The following is a 24,533-nucleotide window of genomic DNA, read 5'->3' on the forward strand; positions in this document are numbered from 1 at the left end:
TAGATTATTCCATTAAAATGCATTTGTATATTAATAGATGGATGTTTGTTTTTGCATAAGAAAGAAAGGTAATGGAAATGTATGCTCAATGTAGTTATCGTGCGCAACGTGTTTCTCAAGAAGTGCATAGAAAAATTTCTATTATTTTACAGAATAAGATAGATGATGTACGTATAGGCAAGCCCACAATTTCTGGAGTAAAAGTTTCTAATGATTTAAAAAATGCTAATATTTTCGTTACTTTTATTGATAAAGATAAAAAAGAAGAAGTAGATACTGCTATGTTGATATTGCAACGTGCTTCGCGATTTATTCGGTTTTTATTGGCCAACACTATGTGTTTACGCGTAGTTCCTATTTTATTATTTAAATATGATTATTCATTTATGCAAGGCATAAAAATATGTAATTTGATTGCTTTATCAAAAGAGAGAAAGTTACGATAGGAAAATTAAATTAGAAATTTTTTTTGTATAAGAGATATGAGTGAAACGGTATATAGATATTTCAGGTAGAGATATTAATGGTGTTTTATTGTTAGACAAACCAAAAGGTATGTCTTCTGGTTTTTTGTCGAATAAAATAAAAAAATTGTTTTGTGCAAATAAGGTGGGACATGCTGGGACGTTAGATCCTTTAGCAACGGGAATGTTGCCTATATGTTTCGGAAAAGCAACTAAACTTTCTAAATATTTGTTAAATTCTGATAAGAGATACGAAGTAATTGCTAAATTAGGAGAAAGTACTGATACTTTCGATGCCTATGGAGTTGTTAAAAGTACGTCTTCTGTACAATTAAGTAACAGTACATTGGAAGAGTGCTTGCAATATTTTAGAGGAATACAAAATCAGATTCCTCCCATGTTTTCATCATTGAAATACCGTGGGTTACCTTTATATAAATATGCTAGAAGAGGGATAAATGTTCCCAGGCAGTCTAGAAAAATTAACATATATAGCTTAAATGTCCTTGACAGGACAGAAAATTTTATTAAATTAAGCATTCATTGTTCCAAAGGAACGTATATTCGTAGTGTGATAAATGACCTTGGAGAGCGTTTAGGTTGTGGGGCTCATGTTGTAGCATTACGTCGTTTGTCAGTGGGGCAATATATTTATACATCTATGATAAGTATTACTATTTTAGAAACTATTTTTTATAATGATTTTTTTGATGATTTTGAGGTATTTCTTAAATTAGATAAACTATTACTGCCAATGGATGCAATTAAATGTGAATACACGAATGTAATTACTGTATAACAGAACAGTTAAGACTATATAATATTATGAGTAATTATAATAAGGTTAGGTTTTACGTTGTTTTATATGGTGAATGAAATTGTAATGAGTACATATATGTTATGTATATGTTTAGTATTATGTATTGTTAAGTTTTACTGAATAGGACTATAAGGTATTGATGATTATTAATTAATAGTGTTGCCGTGTAATAAAAGTATATTTTAGGAGCTATCTCTAATTTATTTATTTCAAATTAGATAGAGTTTGAAAGAATATCGGGGTTAGTTTTTTTTTGATTTTTTGGTTTAGTTTTTAAATATTATTTTTAAATATAGGTTTTTAAAAAAAGGTGTTTATATGTCTTGGAGTGCTGCAAAAAAAATAGAAATAATTTCTAAATTTGGTCGTGATATAAAAGATACTGGTTCTACTGAAGTTCAAGTTGCTTTGTTGACTGCGCGTATTGATTATTTAAAATATCATTTTTTGAAACACAAAAAAGATTACCATAGTCGTCGTGGATTGTTGAAAATGGTTGCTCATAGACGAAGATTGTTGAGATATTTGAAAATAAGCAATGTATTGCGATATACTAATTTAATAGAAAATTTAGGGTTACGTCATTAAATTAAAATCTAAAAAATCGTAGGTTGGTAGAATATTTCGTATAGTCTTTTTTATTTGGAAGATGATAATTATAAATTTTTAAATAATGATTTTTTGATCTTATATATAGAATTATAAAATATTTTGTGGTGTATTACATGTAAATAATTTTCTGATACAAATGTAGATTTTTTATAGATTAGTTACATATGGTCATGTAAATGTATTGAAAAATTACTTGTTAAATATTAAAAAGGATATTATTTTGTCAAACCCGATGATTCATGAATTTAAATATGGGCAATATATTGTAAGATTAGATGTTGGCACTGTAGCGCGTCAAGCTAATGCTGCAGTTATGGTAAGTATGGGTGATACTACAGTGCTTGTTACTGTGGTTGGTTCTAGTCTACCAAAATTAGAACAAGATTTTTTTCCTCTTATCGTAAATTATCAAGAACGTACTTATTCTGTTGGAAAATTTCCAGGAGGCTTTTTTCGTCGAGAAGGTCGTCCTAGCGAAAATGAAACATTGACATCACGCTTAATTGATCGTGCTATTCGACCTTTATTTCCTAAAGGGTTTATTTATGAGGTACAAGTAGTTGCTACGGTAGTATCAGTAAATCCTCAGGTACATCCGGATGTTGTGTCAATAATAGGCACATCTGCTGCATTAAGTTTATCTGATATTCCGTTTTTTGGACCGATTGGAGTAGCTAGAGTAGGTTATGTAAAGAATAAATATATATTAAATCCAACTACTACAGAATTATCTAATAGCAAATTAGATTTAATTGTTTCAGGTACTAAATCTAACGTTTTAATGGTAGAATCAGAGGCGTGTTTATTAAGTGAAAAGGAAATGTTGAATGCTATTGTGTTTGGTCATGAACAACAACAAATAGTCATTAATAATATTGATAAATTAGTAAAAAAAGTTGGGAAGATCAAGTGTTCTTGGCAAGAAAAAGAAGTTAATGAATCTTTGAGAGCGTATTTATTTTCATTATATGAGTCTCGTGTAAAGAACATATGTTGTTCTCTGAATAAAAAGGAGCGTCATATTCAAATTGATGGCATGTATCAAGATATAGTAAAAACTGTTCTTAATAATTGTGATTTTAGCGCTGTAGCAGAGAAAGAAATAATATTTATTTTAAATGATTTGGAAATTAAAACGATTCGTCATCGTATTTTAAAAGACAATTTACGTGTTGATGGACGTTCAACAGATATAATTCGCGCAATAGATGCACAAGTAAGTGTGTTACCTCGTACTCATGGTTCGGCATTATTTACTAGAGGGGATACTCAAGCGTTAGTAACTGTTACACTTGGAACAGAACGTGATGCGCAGAATATTGATGAATTAACTGGAGCACGTATTGATAGATTTTTGCTGCACTATAATTTTCCACCATATTGTGTAGGAGAAATAGGTATGATGGGAGCTCCAAAAAGAAGAGAAATTGGTCATGGTCGTTTGGCTAAACGTGGTATGTTAGCGGTTATGCCTCATGCTGATGAATTTCCCTATACAATACGTGTAGTTTCAGAAATTACTGAATCTAATGGATCATCTTCTATGGCGTCTGTTTGTGGAACATCTTTGGCGTTAATGGATGCCGGGGTGCCAATTAAAGCAGCAGTCGCGGGTGTTGCGATGGGATTAATTAAAGAAGGAGATGATTTTGTGGTATTGTCTGATATCATCAGTAATGAAGATCATATTGGGGATATGGATTTTAAAATTTCTGGTAGTCGTCACGGTATAACGGCATTGCAAATGGATATAAAAATACACGGCATTACTTATGATATAATAGATATTGCTTTAAAAAAAGCGATGTATGCTAGATTAGAAATATTAGATATTATGGAACGAGTTATTGAGTTTCCTAGGAAGGAAATTTCTAAATTTGCTCCAAGAATATATAGTATTAAAGTAAATCCAGAAAAGATTAAAGATATTATAGGGAAAGGCGGTTCAATTATTAGGTCATTGACCGAAGAGACTAATACCATTATTGATATTGAAGATGATGGTACTATCAAGATAGTTGCTTTAGATTCTGATAACGCAAAACAAGCTATTCGTAGAATTAATGATATTACTGCAAATATTGAAATAGGAGTAATTTATACTGGAAAAGTTACTCACATTGTTGAATTTGGAGCGTTTGTTACCATTGTTTCTGGCAAAGAAGGATTAGTACATATTTCCCAGATTTCTGAAAAAAGAATAAATAAAATAACTGATCATTTGAAATTAGGACAAGAAGTATTAGTAAGAGTATTAGAAATAGATCGTCAAGGGAGAATTCGTCTGAGTATGAAAGGAATAAATTTATCATAGTATTATTTTACTATGATTATAGTTTTTATAATGGATGTATTTATGTATGATAGTGTGTGATTTATCATAATTAGTTTATATTAATTGATGATTGTTCATAATAATCATGAAGATGTAAATACAGAGTGTATATAGTAATAATATATATAGTTGTGCGTTGTTAATTAATATTAATGATCATAATGTATATAATGTATTTATTATATAAATAATATTAACGGTAGTAATTTATGCTGCAAGTTAAGTATGTAATTTTAAGGAAATAAATAAATTTGAATGATATAACATAGTAGTGTATACAATATATTATTGTTTAGGTGCATTATTTTATAGTACTTCAATAATTAACGTTTTTCCTTCATAAAATGGTATGTATATTTACATTAGTAAGATGATTTTCAAGAATGTTACTTAGTTTTTTATTTTTGTTTGTGGTTGCTATAGTTGATCGGATACATGTTTATATGTATGAAGAGGTTGTATTCCTTAATAATCTTAATCGTATATGCGTATATTTTTTGAAAGAATATTTTTGTAAAAATGTTTTATATAAAACTCATATAGTGGATTATTTTGTTAAACGGGAGTAACTGCAAATGTCTAAAATAGAATATTCTTTTGTAGATTTAGGATTGAATAATCATATAATAAATGTTTTGAATGATATTGGATATCAAAAACCTTTACCTATTCAAGTTCAGTGTATTCCGCATTTATTAGCTGGAAATGACGTGTTAGGTATGGCGCATACAGGTAGTGGTAAAACTGCTGCATTTGTTTTACCATTATTGCATAATATTGATATTAATAATTACTTTTCTCAAGGTTTAATTATAACACCTACTAGAGAGTTGGCGATCCAAATTGGAAAGGTGTGTTCTAATTTTACGAAATATATGAAGGAAGTAAATATTGTTACTTTATACGGAGGGCAAAGTTATGATATTCAATTACGTGCTTTGAAAAGAAGACCGCATATTATCGTAAGTACTCCAGGTAGATTAATAGATCATCTAAATCGTGGTACTGCTGATTTGTCTGCTTTAAAAACTTTAGTGATAGATGAAGCTGATGAAATGTTACGTATGGGATTTATTGAAGATGTAGAATATATTATTAAAAATATTCCAATTAAGCGTCAAACAGCATTATTTTCTGCCACTTTTCCTATGGTTATTCGTCGTATAAGTCGTAGATTTATGAGTAATCCAAAGGAAATATGTATTCGTTCTGATGTTGATATATGTACTGATATTAGACAAAGTTATTGGTTAGTAAAAGGAATAGCTAAACACGAAGCATTGATGCGTTTTTTAGAAACAGAAAATTTTGATGCGGCCATTGTATTTGTTCGTACTAAGGATGCGACATTAGAAGTTTCTAAAATATTGGAACAATTTGGTTATAATAGTGCAGCTTTAAATGGAGATATGAATCAAATAGTACGTCAACGGACGTTGGATAGATTACGAAACGGAAGTTTGGATATTCTTATAGCTACTGATGTTGCTGCACGAGGATTAGATATACATCGTATTAGTTTAGTGGTAAATTATGATGTGCCAATAAATTCTGATGACTATATACATCGTATAGGTAGAACTGGGAGAGCGGGGCGTATTGGTAAATCTTTGTTGTTTGTAGATCGTAAAGAATATCGGTTATTACGTAATATTGAGCGCAGAATTAATTCAAATATTTTAAAGGTAAATTATCCTGATTCTAAAATTTTATTTTCTTGTCGGCTTGCTAAATTTGTAAATAAAATAGAACAGCAATTGCATATTGATAGTGATTTAAATATGTATCGATCTTTATTACCCCAAATTAAACCAAAGAAAGATGTAACAATGGAAGATTTGGCAGCTGTGTTATTAAAGATAGCACAGGGAAATCGCCCATTAGTTTTACCTCCAGATCCAATAATTAAAGACAGATTAATTCGTAAAGTGCGCGGAAAAAGAAATCGTCGAAATCATCATTATCATGGTGTTGTTGGTGGTGATAATAAAATTTTAAAAACTAGGTCACAGCCTAAAATTGCGGATAATGTAGATATTTATCAAATATCAGTGGGATTGAATGATGGAATTAAAATACGTCATATCATTGAAGTGCTTTCAAATAAAATTAATAATATTCGTTATCATGAAATAGGTAATATTCGGTTATTTTCTTCTCATGCTATTATTGAATTGTCCAAAGGACTATCTAGCAGTAAAATATTGAATCAGTTATCACGTGTGCGTATTTTAAATAAACCAATAAATGTGAAGTTTTTGGGTAGTAGTGTATCTTCATAGTGTTAATGTATTTCATGATTAAAACCTTATTTATTATAGTAAGATATATGTTTTAAAAATAAATTATATTAATTCAATGAGTTTGAGTGTGCACGCAATATGTAAATGTTGTGATTAATACAAATTATTGACACTGAGTATTTCAATATCATGCTTTCAAAATAAATAAATATTACTTATTAATAATGAAAGAAAAAGACCGTAATTGTGTTTTGCAAAAATTAGGTATTACACTATGGAAGTTACGATATCCTGTTTTTTTAGATGATGAACAATCAATTAAGTTGTGGGTTCATCTTAGGTTATTATTGATATCAGATGTATTAATATCACTAAATGATCCTTTTGTTAAAGATGTTGTACGGGCTATGGGGATGAATTGTAAAGAAGTGTACGCATTGACTATTGATCAAATTAAAACTGTGATTTTCCCAATGGGATTTTCTTGTTATTGTTGGTGGATCGGGACCGAAGAAGTATCAATAGATTTCCATGGTATGTGTTTAAGTACTCCGTCGTTATCAATATTAAAGCGTGATTTTAAAGCCAAGTATAATTTATGGCAACAAATCAATAAAGTGATGCACTATGCTTAAATTATTCATAAATATCATCAACGAATAATATATAAATTATATTGAGTATAAACCATCAATTATCATTGTTATCCTAATTATTAATATCGTTAATTTTTTGTTTTATTTTGATTAATAATTATTTTAAAACATAAGAACAATTATTTTATATAATATATGTATACTTTATTAATTTAATAGTATTATTGTTTCTATCTTTTTTAAAAATGTGGTATTGTGTGGTATTTGTGTTGTAAATGTAATAAGTGTTCAGATCTGTAAGTATTGCTTTATATTTGATTTATTTTTATTGAAAAATTTTTATATATATAAATTTGAGTGAATGTTTATTTTTTGTAAAAATTAGAGATATGTATATTTGGTAATGTTTCTTATATTTACTAAATAATAATGAATGGTCTATTAAAATTTTTTATTATAAGATGGTGTTATATTAGTGTGTATAATGATATTATTAATTAAAATTTGTGCTTATTCTAATTTTTAACTATTTATTATAATGATTACTCTGAAAAGTATAGTAATAATATGAATAAATATTACTCGATATTTATATGTCTATTTTGTTGATAAAAATTTCAAATGTTCGAAAGTTATATTTAGGAGATGAAACATGCGAGTGTTGAAATTTGGAGGAACTTCGCTTTCTAATGCAAATCAGTTTATTCGTGTAGCTAATATTCTTGAAAAAAATGCTCAAGAAGAACAAATAGCAGCAGTATTATCAGCACCTGCAACGATTACTAATTATTTAGTATCGATCATTGACCACGCGTTAAATGACAATTCTATATTAAAACATATTCACAGTATAGAGACTATTTTTAAGAATTTATCAGAAGATATAGCTCAAATTCAGTCAAAATTTAATCATATAACGTTAAACGTTATATTAGAAAAAGAGTTTGTTAGTTTAAAAAATTTATTACACGGAATTTCATTACTAAAATTTTGCCCAGATAATGTAAATGCTAATATTATTTGTTTGGGAGAAAAATTGTCTATTATTTTGATGGAAAACCTACTAGTTGCAAGAGATCTTAAAATAAGTATTATTAATCCAGTAGATAATCTTGTAGCTCAAGGAGGGGGGTATTTTGATTCTATGGTAAACATTGAAGAATCTGCTAAACGTATTCATAATATGCCTGTTTCTCGTGCGAATATCATGTTAATGGCTGGGTTTACAGCAGGTAATGAACAAGGTGAATTAGTTGCTTTAGGACGAAATGGTTCTGATTATTCAGCTGCAATTTTAGCGGCGTGTTTAGGCGCAAGTCGTTGTGAAATTTGGACAGATGTGGATGGAATTTATACATGTGATCCTCATCAAGTACCTAATGCGAAATTATTACATTCATTATCTTATCAAGAGGCTATGGAGCTTTCTTATTTTGGAGCTAAAATTTTGCACCCACGTACTATTGTACCAATTGCGCAATTTCATATACCTTGTTTAATAAAAAATGTTTTTAAACCTAATGCCCCTGGAACATTAATTGGCGCAGCTCATAATGATACTATTAATATAGTCAAAGGAATTACTCATTTAAATAACATGGTAATGTTGAATATTTCCGGTCCTGGTATGAAAGGTATGGTTGGAATGGCTGCTCGTGTATTTTCTGCGATGTCTAGGGCTATATGTTCGGTGGTGTTAATCACTCAATCATCTTCTGAATATAGTATAAGTTTTTGTGTGCCGTATCAAGAATTATCAAAAGCTTGCGCAATGTTAAATGAAGAATTTCATTTGGAGTTAAAGAATGGACTTTTAGAACCAATAGATGTGACACGTGATCTTGCAATTATTTCAGTTGTAGGTGATGGTATGCGTACGCAACTTGGCTTATCTAGCAAATTATTTGGAGCGTTAGCTCGCGCTAGTATTAATATTATTGCAATTGCTCAAGGATCTTCAGAACGCTCTATTTCGGTAGTTGTAAAAAACAATGTTACTGCTATTGGTATTAGAGTAGCTCATCAAATGTTATTTAGTTCTGATCAATTGGTAGAAGTGTTTATTATTGGATCCGGAGGTGTTGGTGCTACTTTAATAGAACAAATTAGACGTCAACAGCATTGGCTAAAAAATAAATGTATTGATTTAAGAATATGTGGTATTACTAACTCACGAGTAATGTGTATCGATATAAATGGTATGGACTTGAATAATTGGAAATCTTCGTTAGAAAAAACACATGAAGTTTGCAATTTGAAAAAACTAATAGAGATTATTAAAAAAAATCATTTATTGAATCCAGTTATTGTTGATTGTACTAGCAGTGTTGATGTAGCTGATTCTTATGTAGATTTTTTATTAAATGGTTGTCATGTGGTTGCTCCGAATAAAAAGGCTAATACTGGATCTATGAAACAGTATCGGGAAATCAGGGAAGCCGTAACAGTATCACACAAAAAATTTTTATACGATACTAATGTAGGAGCTGGATTACCGGTTATAGAGAATTTACAAAATTTATTAAGCGCTGGAGATGAATTAATGAGTTTTTCAGGCGTTTTATCTGGATCTTTGTCGTTTATTTTTGGAAAATTAGATGAGGGATTATCGTTGTCCGCAGCAACTTTTTTAGCTCAAGAAAAGGGCTATACTGAACCAGATCCTAGAGATGATCTTTCCGGTTTAGATGTAGCTCGAAAATTATTGATTTTAGCACGAGAAGTTGGTTATGAATTAGAGTTACATGATATTCAAATTGATCCAATTATACCAAGTAATTTCATAACTGATAATGATTCAAATAGTTTTTTGAAAAAATTGCCTTTATTGGATGATGTTATTTTTAGTAAAGTTCAAAGAGCGTATAAATTAGGACGTGTATTACGTTATGTTGGAAATATACAACAAGGGCGATGCCGTGTGCAAATTGAGTCGATAGATGATAATCACCCTTTATTCAAAGTAAAAGATGGTGAAAATGCACTTGCGTTTTTTACACGATATTATCAACCATTACCATTAGTTTTACGTGGTTATGGCGCAGGAAATAATGTTACAGCAGCAGGAGTGTTTGCAGATTTATTACGTATTTTATCTTAAAATATCAAAAGGATGAGTGAATATGACCAAAGTTTATGCCCCAGCATCTATTGGTAATATTGGAGTGGGGTTTGATACATTAGGTATGGCAGTTGCTCCAATAAATGGTAGTTTATTTGGAGATTGTGTAATTGTTGAAGATTCTAATGTTTTTAGTTTAAAAAACACAGGATCTTTTTATAATCAATTACCAATTCAATCAGAAGAAAACATTGTATTCCAATGTTGGAAGAAATTTTGTAAAATTTTAGGAAAAACATATCCTTTAAGTATTCGGTTGGAGAAAAATATTCCTGTTTCTTCTGGTTTAGGATCTAGTGCTTCTTCTATAGTAGCTTCGTTGGTGGCAATGAATTGTCATTGCGGATATCCATTGAATAACAATCAATTGCTTACATTAATGGGAGAAATGGAAGGTAAAATTTCAGGTTCAATTCATTTTGATAATGTATTACCTTGTTTTTTGGGAGGTATGCATTTGATTTTACAAAATTGTGAGATTATTAGTCAGATTATTCCTAGTTTTAATAATTGGTTATGGATTTTAGCATATCCAGGTGTTACAATGTCCACTGCAATGTCTCGATCAGTATTACCTGATCAATATCGTCGTGAAGATTGTATTAATCACGGTCGGTATTTGTCTGGATTTATACATGCTTGTCATACTCAACAAGAATCTTTAGCAATTAGATGTATGCAGGATATTATAGCAGAGCCTTATCGGTCGCGATTGTTTCCGGTTGAATTGTCTTATATACGTCATGTTATTATGAAAAAAGGTGCTATGTCTTGTGGTATTTCAGGATCTGGATTAACGATTTTTATATTATGTAATACTCACGATGTCGTGGAAGATATTTCTGACTGGTTATCGTGTTTTTATTTACAAAATAATTCAGGTTTTGTTCAAATTTGTTCTATAGATAAATGTGGCGCACGTATTGTGGTGGAATAGTTAATGAAGTTATATAACATTAAGCAACATAGTGATCAGGTTACGTTTTCTCAAGCTCTTTGTCAGGGATTGGGAAAGAATCAGGGGTTGTTTTTTCCAGTATATCTTCCAAAATTTTCTACGTTTGAAGTTAATTCTTTGTTAGAAATGAATTTTATAGAGCGTAGTGTATATATTTTGTCTGCATATATTGGTACTGAATTATCAAAAAATAGTATTTTAAATTGTGTAAAAAATGCTTTTAATTTTCCAGTGCCATTAATCTTTATAAACAATAATATTGCAATTTTGGAACTTTTTCATGGTCCAACTTTAGCTTTCAAAGATTTTGGAAGCCGATTAATGGCTCAAATGTTGAATGAAGCGCGTTATTTACATGATAAGCCTATGGTAATTCTGACTGCTACTTCTGGAGATACGGGGGCAGCTGTAGCTCATGCTTTTTTTGAACAAAGTAATATACGAGTTATAATACTTTATCCTAGAGGTAAAATTAGTGTATTACAGGAAAAATTGTTTTGTACTTTAGGAAGTAACATTTCTACTGTATCAGTAGATGGAGATTTTGATGTATGTCAATGTTTAGTTAAACAGGCTTTTGAAGATATAAGATTAAGACAAAAATTATATTTAAATTCTGCTAATTCCATTAATATTGGTCGATTGTTAGCGCAAATTTGTTATTATTTTGAGGCAGTATCACAATTGCCGCATAAACTGCGTAATAGATTAGTGATTGCAGTTCCAAGTGGGAATTTTGGAAATTTAACTGCAGGATTATTAGCTCAATCTTGCGGATTACCAGTAAAAAAGTTTATTGCTGCTACTAATATTAATGATACGGTACCTAGATTTTTGAAATATGGTTATTGGGAGCCTCGTGTTACTGTATCGACCTTTTCTAATGCAATGGATGTGAGCTGTCCGAATAACTGGCCTAGAATAGAGGAATTATTCCGTCGAGACAATAGATCTATTAAAGAATTAAAATATGGTTGTGTTAATGATGTGTCTACTAAAAAAACAGTGCAAGAAATGGCAGAGTTGGGATATCTTTCTGAACCTCATACTGCTGTAGCATATCGCTTGTTGTTTGATCAATTGGAGTCTGATGAATTTGGTATATGTCTTGGCACTGCCCATCCTATCAAATTTAAAGAATTAGTAGAGAGTTTTTTTCAAAAGAGACTACAAATTATATTACCATTAGAATTAAAAAAACGTATGAAACTGCCTATTTTATCGTATACGATACCTAAATGTTTTTCTTCGTTACGTAATTTAATTTTAAAAATAACATCTTAAATTTTATATGAAAGATTGTATTTTCATTTATAATTTAAATGTATTTAAACTTTGTCTGTGTATTTAATTGGTATATTCATTTGTTTAATGTGTGATTAATTTAAGTAGAGAATTATATGAATATGTTTTTGATTGAAATATTTAAATGAGATAACGTAATGCAATATGTTTGTTAAAAATGGGGACTAAGATTAACTTGTTGTATAAGTGAAAGTTTGTTGTGTATTGGGTATATATAGTACTATATTTTGTAATTTATTAATGATTATTATAATAAAATATTAGGTTTGATCAAAATTTATATAATGTTATTGAAAAGTTTTTTAAACAAACTTGTTTTTAAGGTTGAAAAGTACAGTTTAGACCGCATATCAAATGCATAGTATTATAAAAAATTGATTTTCAGTGGAGATGTTTAGATGGGAAAAATTATTGGTATCGATTTGGGCACGACCAATTCTTGTGTTGCTTTTATTGAAGGTAATAAGCCTCGTGTGTTAGAAAATAGTGAAGGTGATCGTACAACGCCATCTATTATAGCTTATACGCAAGATGGTGAGATTTTGGTTGGTCAACCAGCCAAACGGCAATCTGTTACCAATCCCAAAAATACTTTGTTTGCTATTAAGCGATTGATTGGTCGTCGATTCCAAGATAGAGAAGTGCAACGTGATGTTAATATTATGCCATATAAGATAATTTCTGCTAACAATGGAGACGCCTGGTTAGAAGTGAAAGGGCAGAAAATGGCTCCTCCTCAAGTTTCCGCTGAAATTTTAAAAAAGATGAAAAAAACGGCAGAAGATTATATTGGTGAACAAGTTTCTGAGGCAGTTATTACAGTTCCGGCATATTTTAATGACGCTCAGCGTCAGGCCACTAAAGATGCTGGACGTATAGCTGGATTGGAAGTTAAGCGTATTATAAATGAACCAACTGCTGCAGCATTAGCTTATGGTTTAGACAAAGAAACTAAAGGTAATCGTACTATTGCGGTATATGATTTGGGAGGGGGGACTTTTGATATTTCTATTATTGAAATTGATGAAGTTGATGGAGAAAAAACTTTTGAGGTGTTGTCTACTAATGGAGATACTCATTTAGGAGGAGAGGATTTTGATAGTCTTTTGATAAATTATTTGGCAGATGAGTTCAAAAAAGATCAACATATTAATTTATATAATGATCCTTTAGCAATGCAACGATTAAAAGAAGCTTCAGAAAAAGCAAAAATAGAGTTGTCTTCTTCACATCAGACTGATGTAAATTTACCATATATTACTGCAGATAATACTGGTCCGAAACATATGAATTTAAGGGTGACGCGTGCAAAATTGGAATCTCTTGTAGAAGATTTAGTGAATCGTACTATGAATCCTCTTAAGGTAGCTTTAAAAGATGCTAATTTGTCTATATCTGATATAAATGATGTGATTTTAGTAGGCGGTCAAACTCGTATGCCGTTAGTTCAGAAAAAGGTGTCTGAGTTCTTTCAAAAAGAACCGCGTAGAGACGTTAATCCTGATGAAGCGGTTGCAATAGGAGCAGCAGTACAAGGGGGAGTTCTATCTGGAGATGTAAAAGACGTGTTATTATTGGATGTGACTCCGTTATCTTTGGGAATTGAAACGATGGGTGGTGTGATGACTCCATTAATCGCCAAGAATACTACCATTCCTACTAAACATAGTCAAGTGTTTTCTACTGCTGAAGATAATCAGTCTGCTGTGACAATTCATGTATTACAAGGCGAAAGAAAAAGAGCAAGTGATAATAAATCGCTAGGACAATTTAATTTAGATGGTATTGCTCCAGCAATGCGTGGTATACCTCAAATTGAAGTAACTTTTGATATTGATGCTGATGGTATTTTGCATGTATCTGCTAAAGATAAGAATAGTGGGCGTGAACAAAAAATTACTATTAAGGCTTCTTCGGGTCTAAAAGAAGAAGAAATTAAAAAAATGGTTCAAGAAGCAGAAGCTAACGCTGAATCTGATCGTAAATTTGAAGAATTAGTTCAAATTCGTAATCAAGCTGATCATTTGTTGCATAGTACTAAAAAACAATTGAAAGAAGTTGGAGACAGTATACCATTGGATGATAAAAGTTCTGTTGAAAATGCATTAAAAGAGTTGGAATCAGTCATAAAAAATGAAGATAAAGATGAAATTGAATCTAAAATTCAATCTTTGATTAAAGTATCTGGAAAATTGTTAGAAGCAAGTCAAAAAAATCAAGAGCAATCTAAATCTCAGTCTTCCAATAGCACTTCTGATCCAAATGGAGAAGTAGTGGATGCAGAATTTGAAGAAATAAAAAATAAAAAATAATGGTTTAAAAATTAAAATTTAGGATAAACAGATAGCGTTTTTGAATTATAGCACATAATATATTATTTATATGAATAAATGTATTGTTTGCTTAACGAATAGGTAAAGTAAGGGATAAAAATAAAACCATGGCTAAATCAGACTATTATGAGATTTTAGGCATTTCCAGAAATGCGGATGAGCGTGAAATCAAAAAGTCCTATAAACGCCTGGCAATGAAGTTTCATCCAGATCGTAATCCAGGAAGTATTGCTGCTGAAGCAAAGTTTAAGGAAATTAAAGAGGCATATGAAGTGCTAAGTAATTCAGAGAAACGCGCAGCCTATGATCAGTATGGTCATTCAGCATTTGAACAAGGGAATATGGGATCAACGGTAAATTCGGGGGGAGCGGATTTTAGCGATATTTTTGGTGATGTGTTTGGAGATATTTTTGGAGGAAATAGGCGGAGTCGTGCAGGTAAAGGTGCTGACTTGCGTTACAATATGGAGTTAAGTTTAGAAGATGCTGTGCGTGGAGTTATCAGAGAGATATGTATACCAACTTTATTAACATGCGATAAGTGTCATGGGAGTGGAGCAAGATCTAGTGCTTCGATAGTCACTTGTATGACGTGTCATGGTCAAGGTCAGGTTCAAATACGTCAAGGTTTTTTTTCTGTACAACAATCTTGTCCTGCGTGTCATGGGCATGGCAAGATTATAAAAGAAACTTGCAACAAGTGTCATGGACATGGGCGAATAGAACGATCTAAAACTCTTTCTGTTAAGATCCCTGCAGGTGTAAATACGGGGGATCGTATACGTTTGTCTGGGGAAGGTGAATCTGGAAAAAACGGAGCACCGCCAGGAGATTTATATGTTCAAGTACAAGTTAGAAAACATCCTATTTTTGATAGAGAAGAAAAAAATCTTTATTGCGAGGTTCCTATTAGTTTTTCTATGGCAGCTTTAGGGGGTGAGATTGAAGTACCTACCTTAGATGGTAGAGTGAAATTAAAAATTCCTCCTGAAACTCAAACTGGAAAATTATTTCGTATGAGAGGAAAGGGGGTTAAATCTGTTCGGAGCGGAGGAAATGGAGATTTGTTATGCAGAGTAGTAGTAGAAACTCCGGTTAAATTAAATAGTGCTCAAAAACAATTACTGCAAGATTTATCAGATAGTTTTGGAGCTCCTCATGGTAATCGTAACAGCCCTAGATCTAAAAGTTTTTTTGATGGTGTGAAAAAATTTTTTGATGATCTTACCCACTAATTAAGTAAAAATAATTTTCAATCCAATTTGTAGCAAATAACGTTTCTTTTTTATTTATTTCTGGTTGAATTAAGCATAGATTTAATATGTGTATATATGTTTGATTTATATCGAGCAGCTTTATTTTTATGGATCAGTCCCTTACAAGCTTGTCGATCTATTATTTTTTGCATAGAAATAAACGCAGTAATTGCAGCCATTTTATTTTTGGACTCGATTGCTGCATATGTTTTTTTTATAAAAGTACGTAACATAGATCGGCGACTTACATTAAATTTACGTTGATTTTTTGATTTTATTAAAAATTTTTTAGCAGATTTAGTATTAGCCAATATTTTATTCCCAAATGTTAAATTTTTTATTGTATCATATATTTTATATTATATTGTTGTAATTTTACATTATAATTATCATTTGTTATTTTTTTGTTTTATAGATTTATTTTAAATCTATACTGTTTGTCTTTAATTTTTATAAAATTAAACTATAGAATAAATTAATAATTTTGCATATTATACAATATACGGTATAAATGTTATCTAAGAATTCGTTTAAACTTGTTATGGAATTTGTTAGAGGACTACACAATATAAAATCTCATCATAAAGGTTGTATACTTACTATTGGTAATTTTGATGGATTTCATCGTGGACATCAAGCATTAATTTCGATATTACGAAAAAAAAGGAGAAATCTGAATTTACCCGTTGTAGTTATGATTTTTGAACCACAACCTAGAGAATATTTATCTAATATAATAGCCATACGACTAACTAGATTACGGGATAAAGTTAATTATTTATTTACTGCAGGCGTAGATGTTATTTTATGTATTGCGTTTAATAAAAAATTTGCTTCTATTGAGCCACGTAATTTTGTTAAAAATATATTGATATATAAATTAGGAGTGCAGTTTGTCTATGTGGGAGATGATTTTAGATTTGGTGCTTTTAGGAAAGGAGATTTTATTTTGTTAAAAAAAATAGGTAAAAACCAAGGTTTTAAAGTGACACGTGTTGCTACTTATTTTGATAAAAACGGACAAAGAGTAAGTAGTACTGCGGTGCGATCAGCTTTAATAGAAAATAGAATTGTAGATGCTGAACTATTGCTTGGGCATTCTTATTGTATTTCTGGTCGCGTAATACATGGAAAGGAAGTGGGTCGTAAAATTGGATTTCCTACTGCTAATATATCATTACAGGGTAAGCAATTACCTATTCATGGTGTATACGCAGTAGAGGTATATGGTTTATCTAATTTTCCGCTACCAGGTATAGCCAATATAGGGATGAGACCAACGATTACTGGAAAAAATCAACAACAATTAGAAGTACATTTGTTAAATATATCTACTAATTTATACTATTATCACATTAAAGTGGTTTTTCTCGCTAAAATACGTGATGAAAGATGTTTTGATTCTATAAAAAAATTACAATATCAAATTAAAAACGATATAGTACAGGTGAGGAACTATTTTAATAATAAGATAGTTTAAACAACAACGAAATTTATAAAATTGGAATAATTTATAAATGATTGATTATAAAAATACTTTAAATTTACCACATACAATGTTCCCAATGCGTGCTAATTTATCTGTGTGCGAGCCTGCTGCGTTGGAACGCTGGTATAAAGATGATATATATAAAATGATTCGTTATAAAAAAAGCAATAAAGAATTTTTTCTATTACATGATGGACCCCCTTATGTAAACGGAAATATTCATTTAGGTCATGCTGTAAATAAGGTTCTTAAGGATATTATTATTAAATATAAAGGATTGATGGGTTATAACGCTCCTTATATTCCTGGTTGGGATTGTCACGGATTACCTATAGAACTACAAGTAGAACGATTAATAGGTAAGCCTGGAATTGATATTGATCCAAATGAATTTCGTAATATTTGTCGTAATTATGCTTTAGAACAAATAGAAATACAGAAAAAAGATTTCATTAGATTAGGTGTGTTAGGGGATTGGACGTGTCCTTATTTGACAATGAATTTTAAGACCGAAGCAAATATTATTCGTACTTTGAGTAAAATTATATCTAATGGTTATTTTTATAAAGGAATTAAACCTGTGCATTGGTGTTTTCAATGTTGTTCTGTACTGGCTGAATCAGAAGTAGAATATAATAATCATTTTTCTCCTGCTATTGATGTTGTTTTTTCTGCTGTAGATAGCGTTCGAATTTCTGAAATATTTAATGTTAATTTATATAAACAAACGATTGAATTAATAATTTGGACTACCACTCCTTGGACATTGCCAGCTAATCAAGCTCTTTCTGTTAATCCTGATTATAGTTATCAATTAATTATGATAAATAATAATAGGTATGTAATTATTGCGGCTAATTTAGTCAACTCGGTGATGAAACGTATAAAATGTTTTTCTTGGGAGATTTTAGGAGAAACATCAGGTATCTTTTTAGAATTTTTAAGATTCACTCATCCATTTATGCTTTATGATGTTCCTGTTGTGTTGAGTTATCATGTATCGTTGGATTCTGGAACGGGAGTAGTGCATGTAGCTCCGAATCATGGTGTTGATGATTATATTATAGCGAAAAAATATAATTTTAAAACTATCGATGTAATAAACAACAAAGGTTACTATATATCTGGTACACATATTATGTTGGATGGCGTGCAAGTGTTTCAAGCGAATAATATAATAATAGATTTATTAAGTCAATCAGGTGCTTTATTAGATGTCAATATGAATTATAAGCATAGTTATCCATATTGTTGGCGTCATGCTGCTCCTGTTATTTTTAAAGCTACACCACAGTGGTTTTTAAATATGGACAAGCATAATTTTCGTAATAAATTGTTGAAAATGATACATAAAGTACGTTGGATTCCGGAAAAAGGCAAAGATTGCATTAAAACAATGATTACGAATAGGCCTGATTGGTGTCTTTCTAGACAGCGTATTTGGGGTGTTCCAATACCTATTTTCATACATAAACAAACTGAAGTTTTACATCCTAATACTATTGAATTAATGGAAATGGTTGCACAACGTGTAGAAGAACGCGGAATACAAGCGTGGTGGGATTTAAAATCAGAGGATATTCTAGGAAATGAATCAGATCAATATGAAAAGGTATTAGATACGCTTGATGTGTGGTTTGACTCTGGGTCTACTCATTGTTCAGTAATGCCAGAAAGATTGAAATCTTCTGATAAATTGTCAGATTTATGTTTGGAAGGATCAGATCAGTATCGAGGCTGGTTTATGTCATCTTTAATTATATCAACAGCAATTCAGGGTAGAGCGCCTTATAAAGAGGTATTAAGTCATGGATTTACTGTAGATGCTCAGGGACGTAAGATGTCTAAGTCTTTTGGCAATGTCATTAGTCCTCAGGAAGTAGTAAATAAATTCGGGGCAGATATATTACGGTTATGGGTTGCTTCTTCTGATTATTCTAAAGAAATGACTATTTCTGATTGTATTTTAAAACATACAGTTGATATATATAGACGTATTCGTAATACTGCCAGGTTTTGTTTGGCTAACCTTAGTGATTTTGATCCAAAACATGATTTTGTAAGTCCAGAAAATATGGTTGAGCTAGATCGTTGGGCGATAGATCGTGCTTTATCTGTGCAGTTAAACGTGATATCTGATTATAATGAGTACAATTTTCATAGCGTAATACAACGCATTATGCAATTTTGTTCAGTAGAAATGGGTTCATTTTATTTAGATGTGATTAAGGATAGACAATATACTACAAAAAAAAACAGTTTAGCACGTCGTAGTTGTCAAACTGCGCTATATCATATTATTGAGTCAATGGTGCGTTGGGTAGCTCCAATTTTATCTTTTACTGCTGATGAAATTTGGAAATATATTCCAGGTGATAGATCAAAGTATGTGTTTACTGAAGAGTGGTATGATGGGTTATTCAGTATAGATTCAACACGGATAATGAATAGTAATTATTGGAATGTTTTTTTAAGTATTAGAAACGAAGTAAATAAGATAGTTGAGCAAGCACGTCTTAGTAAAATTATTGGAGGATCGTTGGATGCTAGCATAATTTTATATGCCACTCCGGAACTAGCTGATCAGTTACGTATTTTGGACAAAGAACTATCTTTTGGATTAATGACGTCGTCAGCTATAGTTTTAGATTATCATGAATTTGATATGACTCAATATAAACCGGAAGTAATACCAGGATTACAAATTATTTTAGAGAAAGCTAAAGGAAAAAAATGTTTGCGTTGTTGGCATTATAGATTAGATGTTGATAAATATGAGAATTATAAAAATATTTGTACACGTTGTATTAATAATATAATTGGCCCAGGGGAAAGTCGTAGGTTTTTTTAATGAATAAAAAATATAATTATAAAAATTTAAAATGGTTATGGTTATCTGTATTGTTAATGTTGTTAGATATAGGAACTAAACGTTGGATAAAAATGCATTTTTTGATTGGGGAGTTATTTCCAGTGTTTCCTAATGTTAATTGTTATTATGTTTGTAATTCGGGGTTAGCTTTTGGATTGTTTACTAATGTTAATTTATATTGGCGTTACTTATTTATGTGTGTCACAATATTTGTGATTATTGTATTTATTCTAATTTTATGTAAATCAGTTGATTATTCTAAATATCATAATATGGCTTATTCTATGATTATTGGAGGAGCTTTGGGTAATTTATCTGATCGTATACTGTATGGTATGGTAGTTGATTTTATTGATGTATATGTAAAAGATTGGCATTGGCCAGTTTTTAATGTTGCAGATATAGTTATTTGTATGGGTATAACTATTTTAATAATAGAGTATTATTATGGTTTTTTTAAAAAGAATGTAAATTGAAAATATTGCTATATGTTAATAATAAGGTCTATCTATATTATAGAGAAGTGTGTTTATCGGTGTGGATTGTGTAAGTTTTTTTAAAATTAATTATTTATAAGCAGATAGATATTAAATATTTAATAATTGTTTATTTAGATATATATATTTTATAATAAGGGGTATAGATATTAAAGTTGTGTTGGCTAATCCACGTGGTTTTTGCGCGGGAGTGAATAGAGCAATAAACATTGTAGAACAAGCTATACAAATATATGGTACGCCTATTTATGTGCGACATGAATTAGTACATAATAATTATGTAATCACTCAATTATCTAAGAATGGTGTTGTTTTTGTTGAACAAATAGATGAAGTGCCAGATGGATCGGTTTTAATTTTTTCTGCGCATGGAGTGTCAAAAAAAATACGGAAGCAAGCTAAAGATAGAGATTTAATAATATTTGATGCTACTTGCCCATTAGTAAGTAAGGTACATATGGAAGTTGTACGAGCTAATCGCAATAATATGGAAGTTATTTTAATAGGTCATTCTGGTCATCCAGAGGTAATAGGAACGATGGGGCAATATGTAGCTACAAGTTCTCAAGGAGGAATATATTTAGTTGAATCTCAAGAGGATGCTCAGTCACTAGAAGTGAATAATCCAACAAATTTGTGTTTTGTTACACAGACAACTTTATCAGTAGATGATACTTCAGAAATCATTAAAATTTTATATAAAAGATTTCCTAATATCATTGGTCCTAGAAAGAGTGATATTTGTTATGCAACTTTTAATAGACAAAATGCTCTTAAAGATTTAGCTCTAATGGTTGATATAATATTTGTTGTGGGGTCTATAATGTCATCTAATTCTATGAGATTAGTGGAATTAGCACAGCACATTGGTAAGACTGCATATTTAATTGAAAATGCCAACAATATTAAAGAATATTGGTTGCGTGGTATAAATAATGTTGGAATCACTGCTGGGGCATCAGCTCCAGACGTTCTAGTACGTCAAGTTATTGAGACGTTACGTATGTTGAGTACAGATCATTTTATTATTGAAGAAATGATTGGTCAGAAAGAAAATATATTTTTTAATACACCTGAATTTTAATATTTAAAATAGTAAAGTTTTTTGTTTTATTGTGGCGGCAATCAGGTGGAATAAGAATGGGACGTAGAGAGGGAAATATATAGGGTATTATGAAAAATCATATAATAACACTGTTTTGCGTGTTATTTATTATTATGTTTTTGTCACGTAATAAGTTTTTGTCTATAAACAGGTACAGGTGTGAAGGTTTTAAATATTTGTTTTATTTATGTGTTATTTAAAAATAAATAGCGTAAATTTGTAGATATATAGTATATATTTTATGTAGGGTATGCATGAAAATTATGAGTAATGACGTGTGTCTTCGTGTAGCCGTTACAGGAGTAACGGGTCGAATGGGTAAAGAGATCATAAAATATATTATTACTGATTCGGGGGGGGTAAATCAATTTAATAAAGAAATTGTTTTGGGAGCGGCTATAGCACGTTTAAATTCTAATATTTGTGGTATAGATACTGGAATTTTAATGAAAAACGATACTTTAGGTATTACTGTGACTGATGATCTAAAGTCAATTAGAGATGATTTCGATGTATTAATTGATTTTACCGTTCCTGATATGTCTGTAGAATATTTAAAATTTTGTGTTGATAATCATAAAAATATAGTTATTGGTACTACTGGATTTAACAAGATCCAAAGAGGACTGATTAAAAGTGCATCCGAAAAAATAGGGATTGTTTTTTCTCCCAATTTTAGTATAGGAATAGCGTTGCTATCGAGGTTGTTACACAAAATTACTCAGATTATGGGTGATAATTCAGATATCAGTATTGTTGAGACTCATCATAATAAAAAACGTGATGTTCCTTCTGGCACTTCTTTAATGATGAGAGAAGTTATTACGAATACATTACGAAGTAGTGTTTCTAGTGAACTTATAGATTATAATGTTAATCATAAGACAATGTGTACACCGCTGGTGTGTTCTTGTGGTGACCTATCAATTCACTCAATACGAGCAGGAGATATTGTTGGAGAACATACTGTTTTATTTGCAAGTCCCGGGGAGCGTATAGAAATCACACATAAAGCATCAGATCGTATAATATTTGCTCGTGGTGCATTACGTTCTGCTGCTTGGTTAGGGTGTGATAAAATAGGGTTATTTGATATAAGTGATACTTTAGAAATAAATACATTACTATAATAATGTAATGGTAGAATTATAATATATTACAATTAAATATAATTGATATGTGTTAAAAGATTTTAGAGATCAATTATATTCAAATAAAATATGCGTAAGTGGAATTTACGCATATTTTATTTGAATATATACTAATGATAGTAGTAATTTTTATTATAATTCATCAATTTCCCTTAATACATTAAATATGAGTATGTATATTAAATAATTAATTTAATTTTTAAATATAGAGATGCTTTAATGAGATCAGCATTATTAGTGTTAGAAGATGGCAATCAATTTTATGGTCATTCAATAGGAGCTAAAGGAGAGGTGGTTGGAGAAATAGTATTTAATACGTCAATGACTGGTTATCAAGAAATCATCACCGATCCTTCTTATGCATATCAAATTGTAGTTTTAACTTACCCCCATATTGGAAACGTTGGTACTAATGAATTTGATAATGAATCTTCCTGTATTCAAATCAAAGGACTTATTGTACGTAATGCAACAACTATTGTTAGTAATTTCCGTCACACATTGACTCTTTCTGAGTATTTAATACAACAGAATGTTGTTGCAATTGCTGATGTGGATACGCGTAAATTAACTCGACTGATACGAGAAAGAGGAATTCAATATGGTTGTATTATTGATCATGACATACTTGATGCTGCATTAGCATTACGTAAAATTCGTGAATTTTCTGGGTTACATCATACACTGAATTTTATTCACAACAACAATACAATAAGTACTAATCAAAAATATACTTGGAATCAAGGAACCTGGAATATTAAATCTGGGATATTTATTACTCCGACAGATTTGCCTTATCATGTTATAGTATATGACTTTGGTATTAAACGAAATATAATGCGTATATTGGTAGATTATGGTTGTTTGTTAACTGTAGTGCCAGCATGTACTACCGCCCAAGAAGTAATTAATATGCAACCAGATGGTATCTTTTTATCGAATGGCCCTGGAGATCCAAATACATATGATTATGCAATTAGTACTATTCAAATTTTTTTAAATACAACTAAAATTCCATTATTTGGAATCTGCTTAGGTCATCAATTATTAGCATTAGCTAGTGGAGCTAAAACGATAAAAATGAAATTTGGTCATCACGGTTCTAATCACCCAGTTAAGGATCTAAAAACAAATAAAGTTATGATCACTGCTCAGAATCATAATTTTGTAATAGACAGAAAAACTTTGCCCAATACATTAAAAATAACTCATATTTCATTATTTGATGATACTTTACAGGGTATTCATCATATTAGTAAACCTGCTTTTAGTTTTCAAGGACATCCTGAAGCTAGTCCTGGACCTCACGATGCTACATCATCGTTGTTTAGTCATTTTATTAAATTAATTAAAAAATACCGTAATATATAATAAAT

At 30.5% G+C, this 24,533-nt stretch carries 18 protein-coding genes; 17 read left to right on the forward strand and 1 reads right to left on the reverse strand.

All coding sequences use genetic code 11. The features are described from left to right. Positions 1 to 77 precede the first annotated feature (77 nt). From rbfA to dnaJ, 11 genes are all read left to right on the forward strand, one after another. Positions 78 to 446 (forward strand): 30S ribosome-binding factor RbfA, encoded by a 369-nt coding sequence (gene rbfA, locus Bsayi582_RS00545; protein WP_500815871.1) that lies wholly within the window; start codon positions 78 to 80, stop codon positions 444 to 446. A gap of 40 nt (positions 447 to 486) precedes the next feature. Further along, complete coding sequence (truB, locus tag Bsayi582_RS00550) at positions 487 to 1,263, forward strand: tRNA pseudouridine(55) synthase TruB (protein WP_500815872.1); 777 nt, start codon at positions 487 to 489, stop codon at positions 1,261 to 1,263. A 339-nt stretch (positions 1,264 to 1,602) separates the two neighbouring features. Next, positions 1,603 to 1,872 carry a 30S ribosomal protein S15 gene (gene rpsO, locus Bsayi582_RS00555; RefSeq protein ID WP_500815873.1) on the forward strand — a complete coding sequence of 90 codons (270 nt, stop codon included), beginning with the start codon at positions 1,603 to 1,605 and terminating at the stop codon, positions 1,870 to 1,872. Positions 1,873 to 2,116: 244 nt separating this feature from the next. After that, on the forward strand, positions 2,117 to 4,210 hold the full coding sequence (pnp, locus tag Bsayi582_RS00560; RefSeq protein WP_500815874.1) for a polyribonucleotide nucleotidyltransferase: 2,094 nt from the start codon (positions 2,117 to 2,119) through the stop codon (positions 4,208 to 4,210). Between the two features lie 596 nt (positions 4,211 to 4,806). After that, positions 4,807 to 6,513, forward strand: a complete 1,707-nt coding sequence (locus Bsayi582_RS00565) for a DEAD/DEAH box helicase (RefSeq protein ID WP_500815875.1) — start codon at positions 4,807 to 4,809, stop codon at positions 6,511 to 6,513. Positions 6,514 to 6,698: 185 nt separating this feature from the next. Beyond that, positions 6,699 to 7,109 carry a DNA polymerase III subunit psi gene (locus Bsayi582_RS00570; protein ID WP_500815876.1) on the forward strand — a complete coding sequence of 137 codons (411 nt, stop codon included), beginning with the start codon at positions 6,699 to 6,701 and terminating at the stop codon, positions 7,107 to 7,109. Between the two features lie 613 nt (positions 7,110 to 7,722). Next, the gene (gene thrA / locus Bsayi582_RS00575; RefSeq protein WP_500815877.1) at positions 7,723 to 10,170 is read left to right on the forward strand and encodes a bifunctional aspartate kinase/homoserine dehydrogenase I; all 2,448 of its coding nucleotides are present in this window, start codon (positions 7,723 to 7,725) and stop codon (positions 10,168 to 10,170) included. Positions 10,171 to 10,192: 22 nt separating this feature from the next. After that, positions 10,193 to 11,128 (forward strand): homoserine kinase, encoded by a 936-nt coding sequence (gene thrB / locus Bsayi582_RS00580; protein WP_500815878.1) that lies wholly within the window; start codon positions 10,193 to 10,195, stop codon positions 11,126 to 11,128. 3 nt (positions 11,129 to 11,131) lie between these two features. Then, positions 11,132 to 12,433 (forward strand): threonine synthase, encoded by a 1,302-nt coding sequence (thrC, locus tag Bsayi582_RS00585; protein WP_500815879.1) that lies wholly within the window; start codon positions 11,132 to 11,134, stop codon positions 12,431 to 12,433. A gap of 419 nt (positions 12,434 to 12,852) precedes the next feature. After that, entirely contained in the window at positions 12,853 to 14,766 is a 1,914-nt protein-coding gene (gene dnaK, locus Bsayi582_RS00590) for a molecular chaperone DnaK (protein WP_500815880.1), read from the forward strand. A gap of 128 nt (positions 14,767 to 14,894) precedes the next feature. Next, positions 14,895 to 16,022 carry a molecular chaperone DnaJ gene (dnaJ, locus tag Bsayi582_RS00595; protein WP_500815881.1) on the forward strand — a complete coding sequence of 376 codons (1,128 nt, stop codon included), beginning with the start codon at positions 14,895 to 14,897 and terminating at the stop codon, positions 16,020 to 16,022. A 50-nt stretch (positions 16,023 to 16,072) separates the two neighbouring features. Here dnaJ and rpsT read toward each other — a convergent pair whose 3' ends face one another. Further along, a complete protein-coding gene (gene rpsT / locus Bsayi582_RS00600; protein WP_500815882.1) occupies positions 16,073 to 16,354 on the reverse strand; it encodes a 30S ribosomal protein S20 in 282 nt (93 codons plus the stop codon). 230 nt (positions 16,355 to 16,584) lie between these two features. Between rpsT and ribF the strand changes: the two genes are divergently transcribed. The 6 genes from ribF to carA all read left to right on the forward strand — a co-directional run bounded on the left by ribF (position 16,585) and on the right by carA (position 24,528). Then, positions 16,585 to 17,523, forward strand: coding sequence for a bifunctional riboflavin kinase/FAD synthetase (gene ribF / locus Bsayi582_RS00605; RefSeq protein ID WP_500816076.1), 939 nt, complete (start codon positions 16,585 to 16,587; stop codon positions 17,521 to 17,523). 37 nt (positions 17,524 to 17,560) lie between these two features. After that, positions 17,561 to 20,383 (forward strand): isoleucine--tRNA ligase, encoded by a 2,823-nt coding sequence (gene ileS / locus Bsayi582_RS00610; protein WP_500815883.1) that lies wholly within the window; start codon positions 17,561 to 17,563, stop codon positions 20,381 to 20,383. Next, a complete protein-coding gene (gene lspA / locus Bsayi582_RS00615; RefSeq protein ID WP_500815884.1) occupies positions 20,383 to 20,880 on the forward strand; it encodes a signal peptidase II in 498 nt (165 codons plus the stop codon). The genes ileS and lspA overlap by 1 nt, the downstream gene beginning before the upstream one ends. Positions 20,881 to 21,049: 169 nt before the next feature. Then, the gene (gene ispH, locus Bsayi582_RS00620; protein WP_500816077.1) at positions 21,050 to 21,985 is read left to right on the forward strand and encodes a 4-hydroxy-3-methylbut-2-enyl diphosphate reductase; all 936 of its coding nucleotides are present in this window, start codon (positions 21,050 to 21,052) and stop codon (positions 21,983 to 21,985) included. A 275-nt stretch (positions 21,986 to 22,260) separates the two neighbouring features. Next, complete coding sequence (dapB, locus tag Bsayi582_RS00625) at positions 22,261 to 23,136, forward strand: 4-hydroxy-tetrahydrodipicolinate reductase (protein WP_500815885.1); 876 nt, start codon at positions 22,261 to 22,263, stop codon at positions 23,134 to 23,136. A gap of 240 nt (positions 23,137 to 23,376) precedes the next feature. After that, positions 23,377 to 24,528 (forward strand): glutamine-hydrolyzing carbamoyl-phosphate synthase small subunit, encoded by a 1,152-nt coding sequence (carA, locus tag Bsayi582_RS00630; protein WP_500815886.1) that lies wholly within the window; start codon positions 23,377 to 23,379, stop codon positions 24,526 to 24,528. The last annotated feature ends 5 nt before the right edge of the window (positions 24,529 to 24,533 follow it).

It is taken from the genome of Candidatus Blochmannia sayi (nom. nud.), assembly GCF_059935855.1.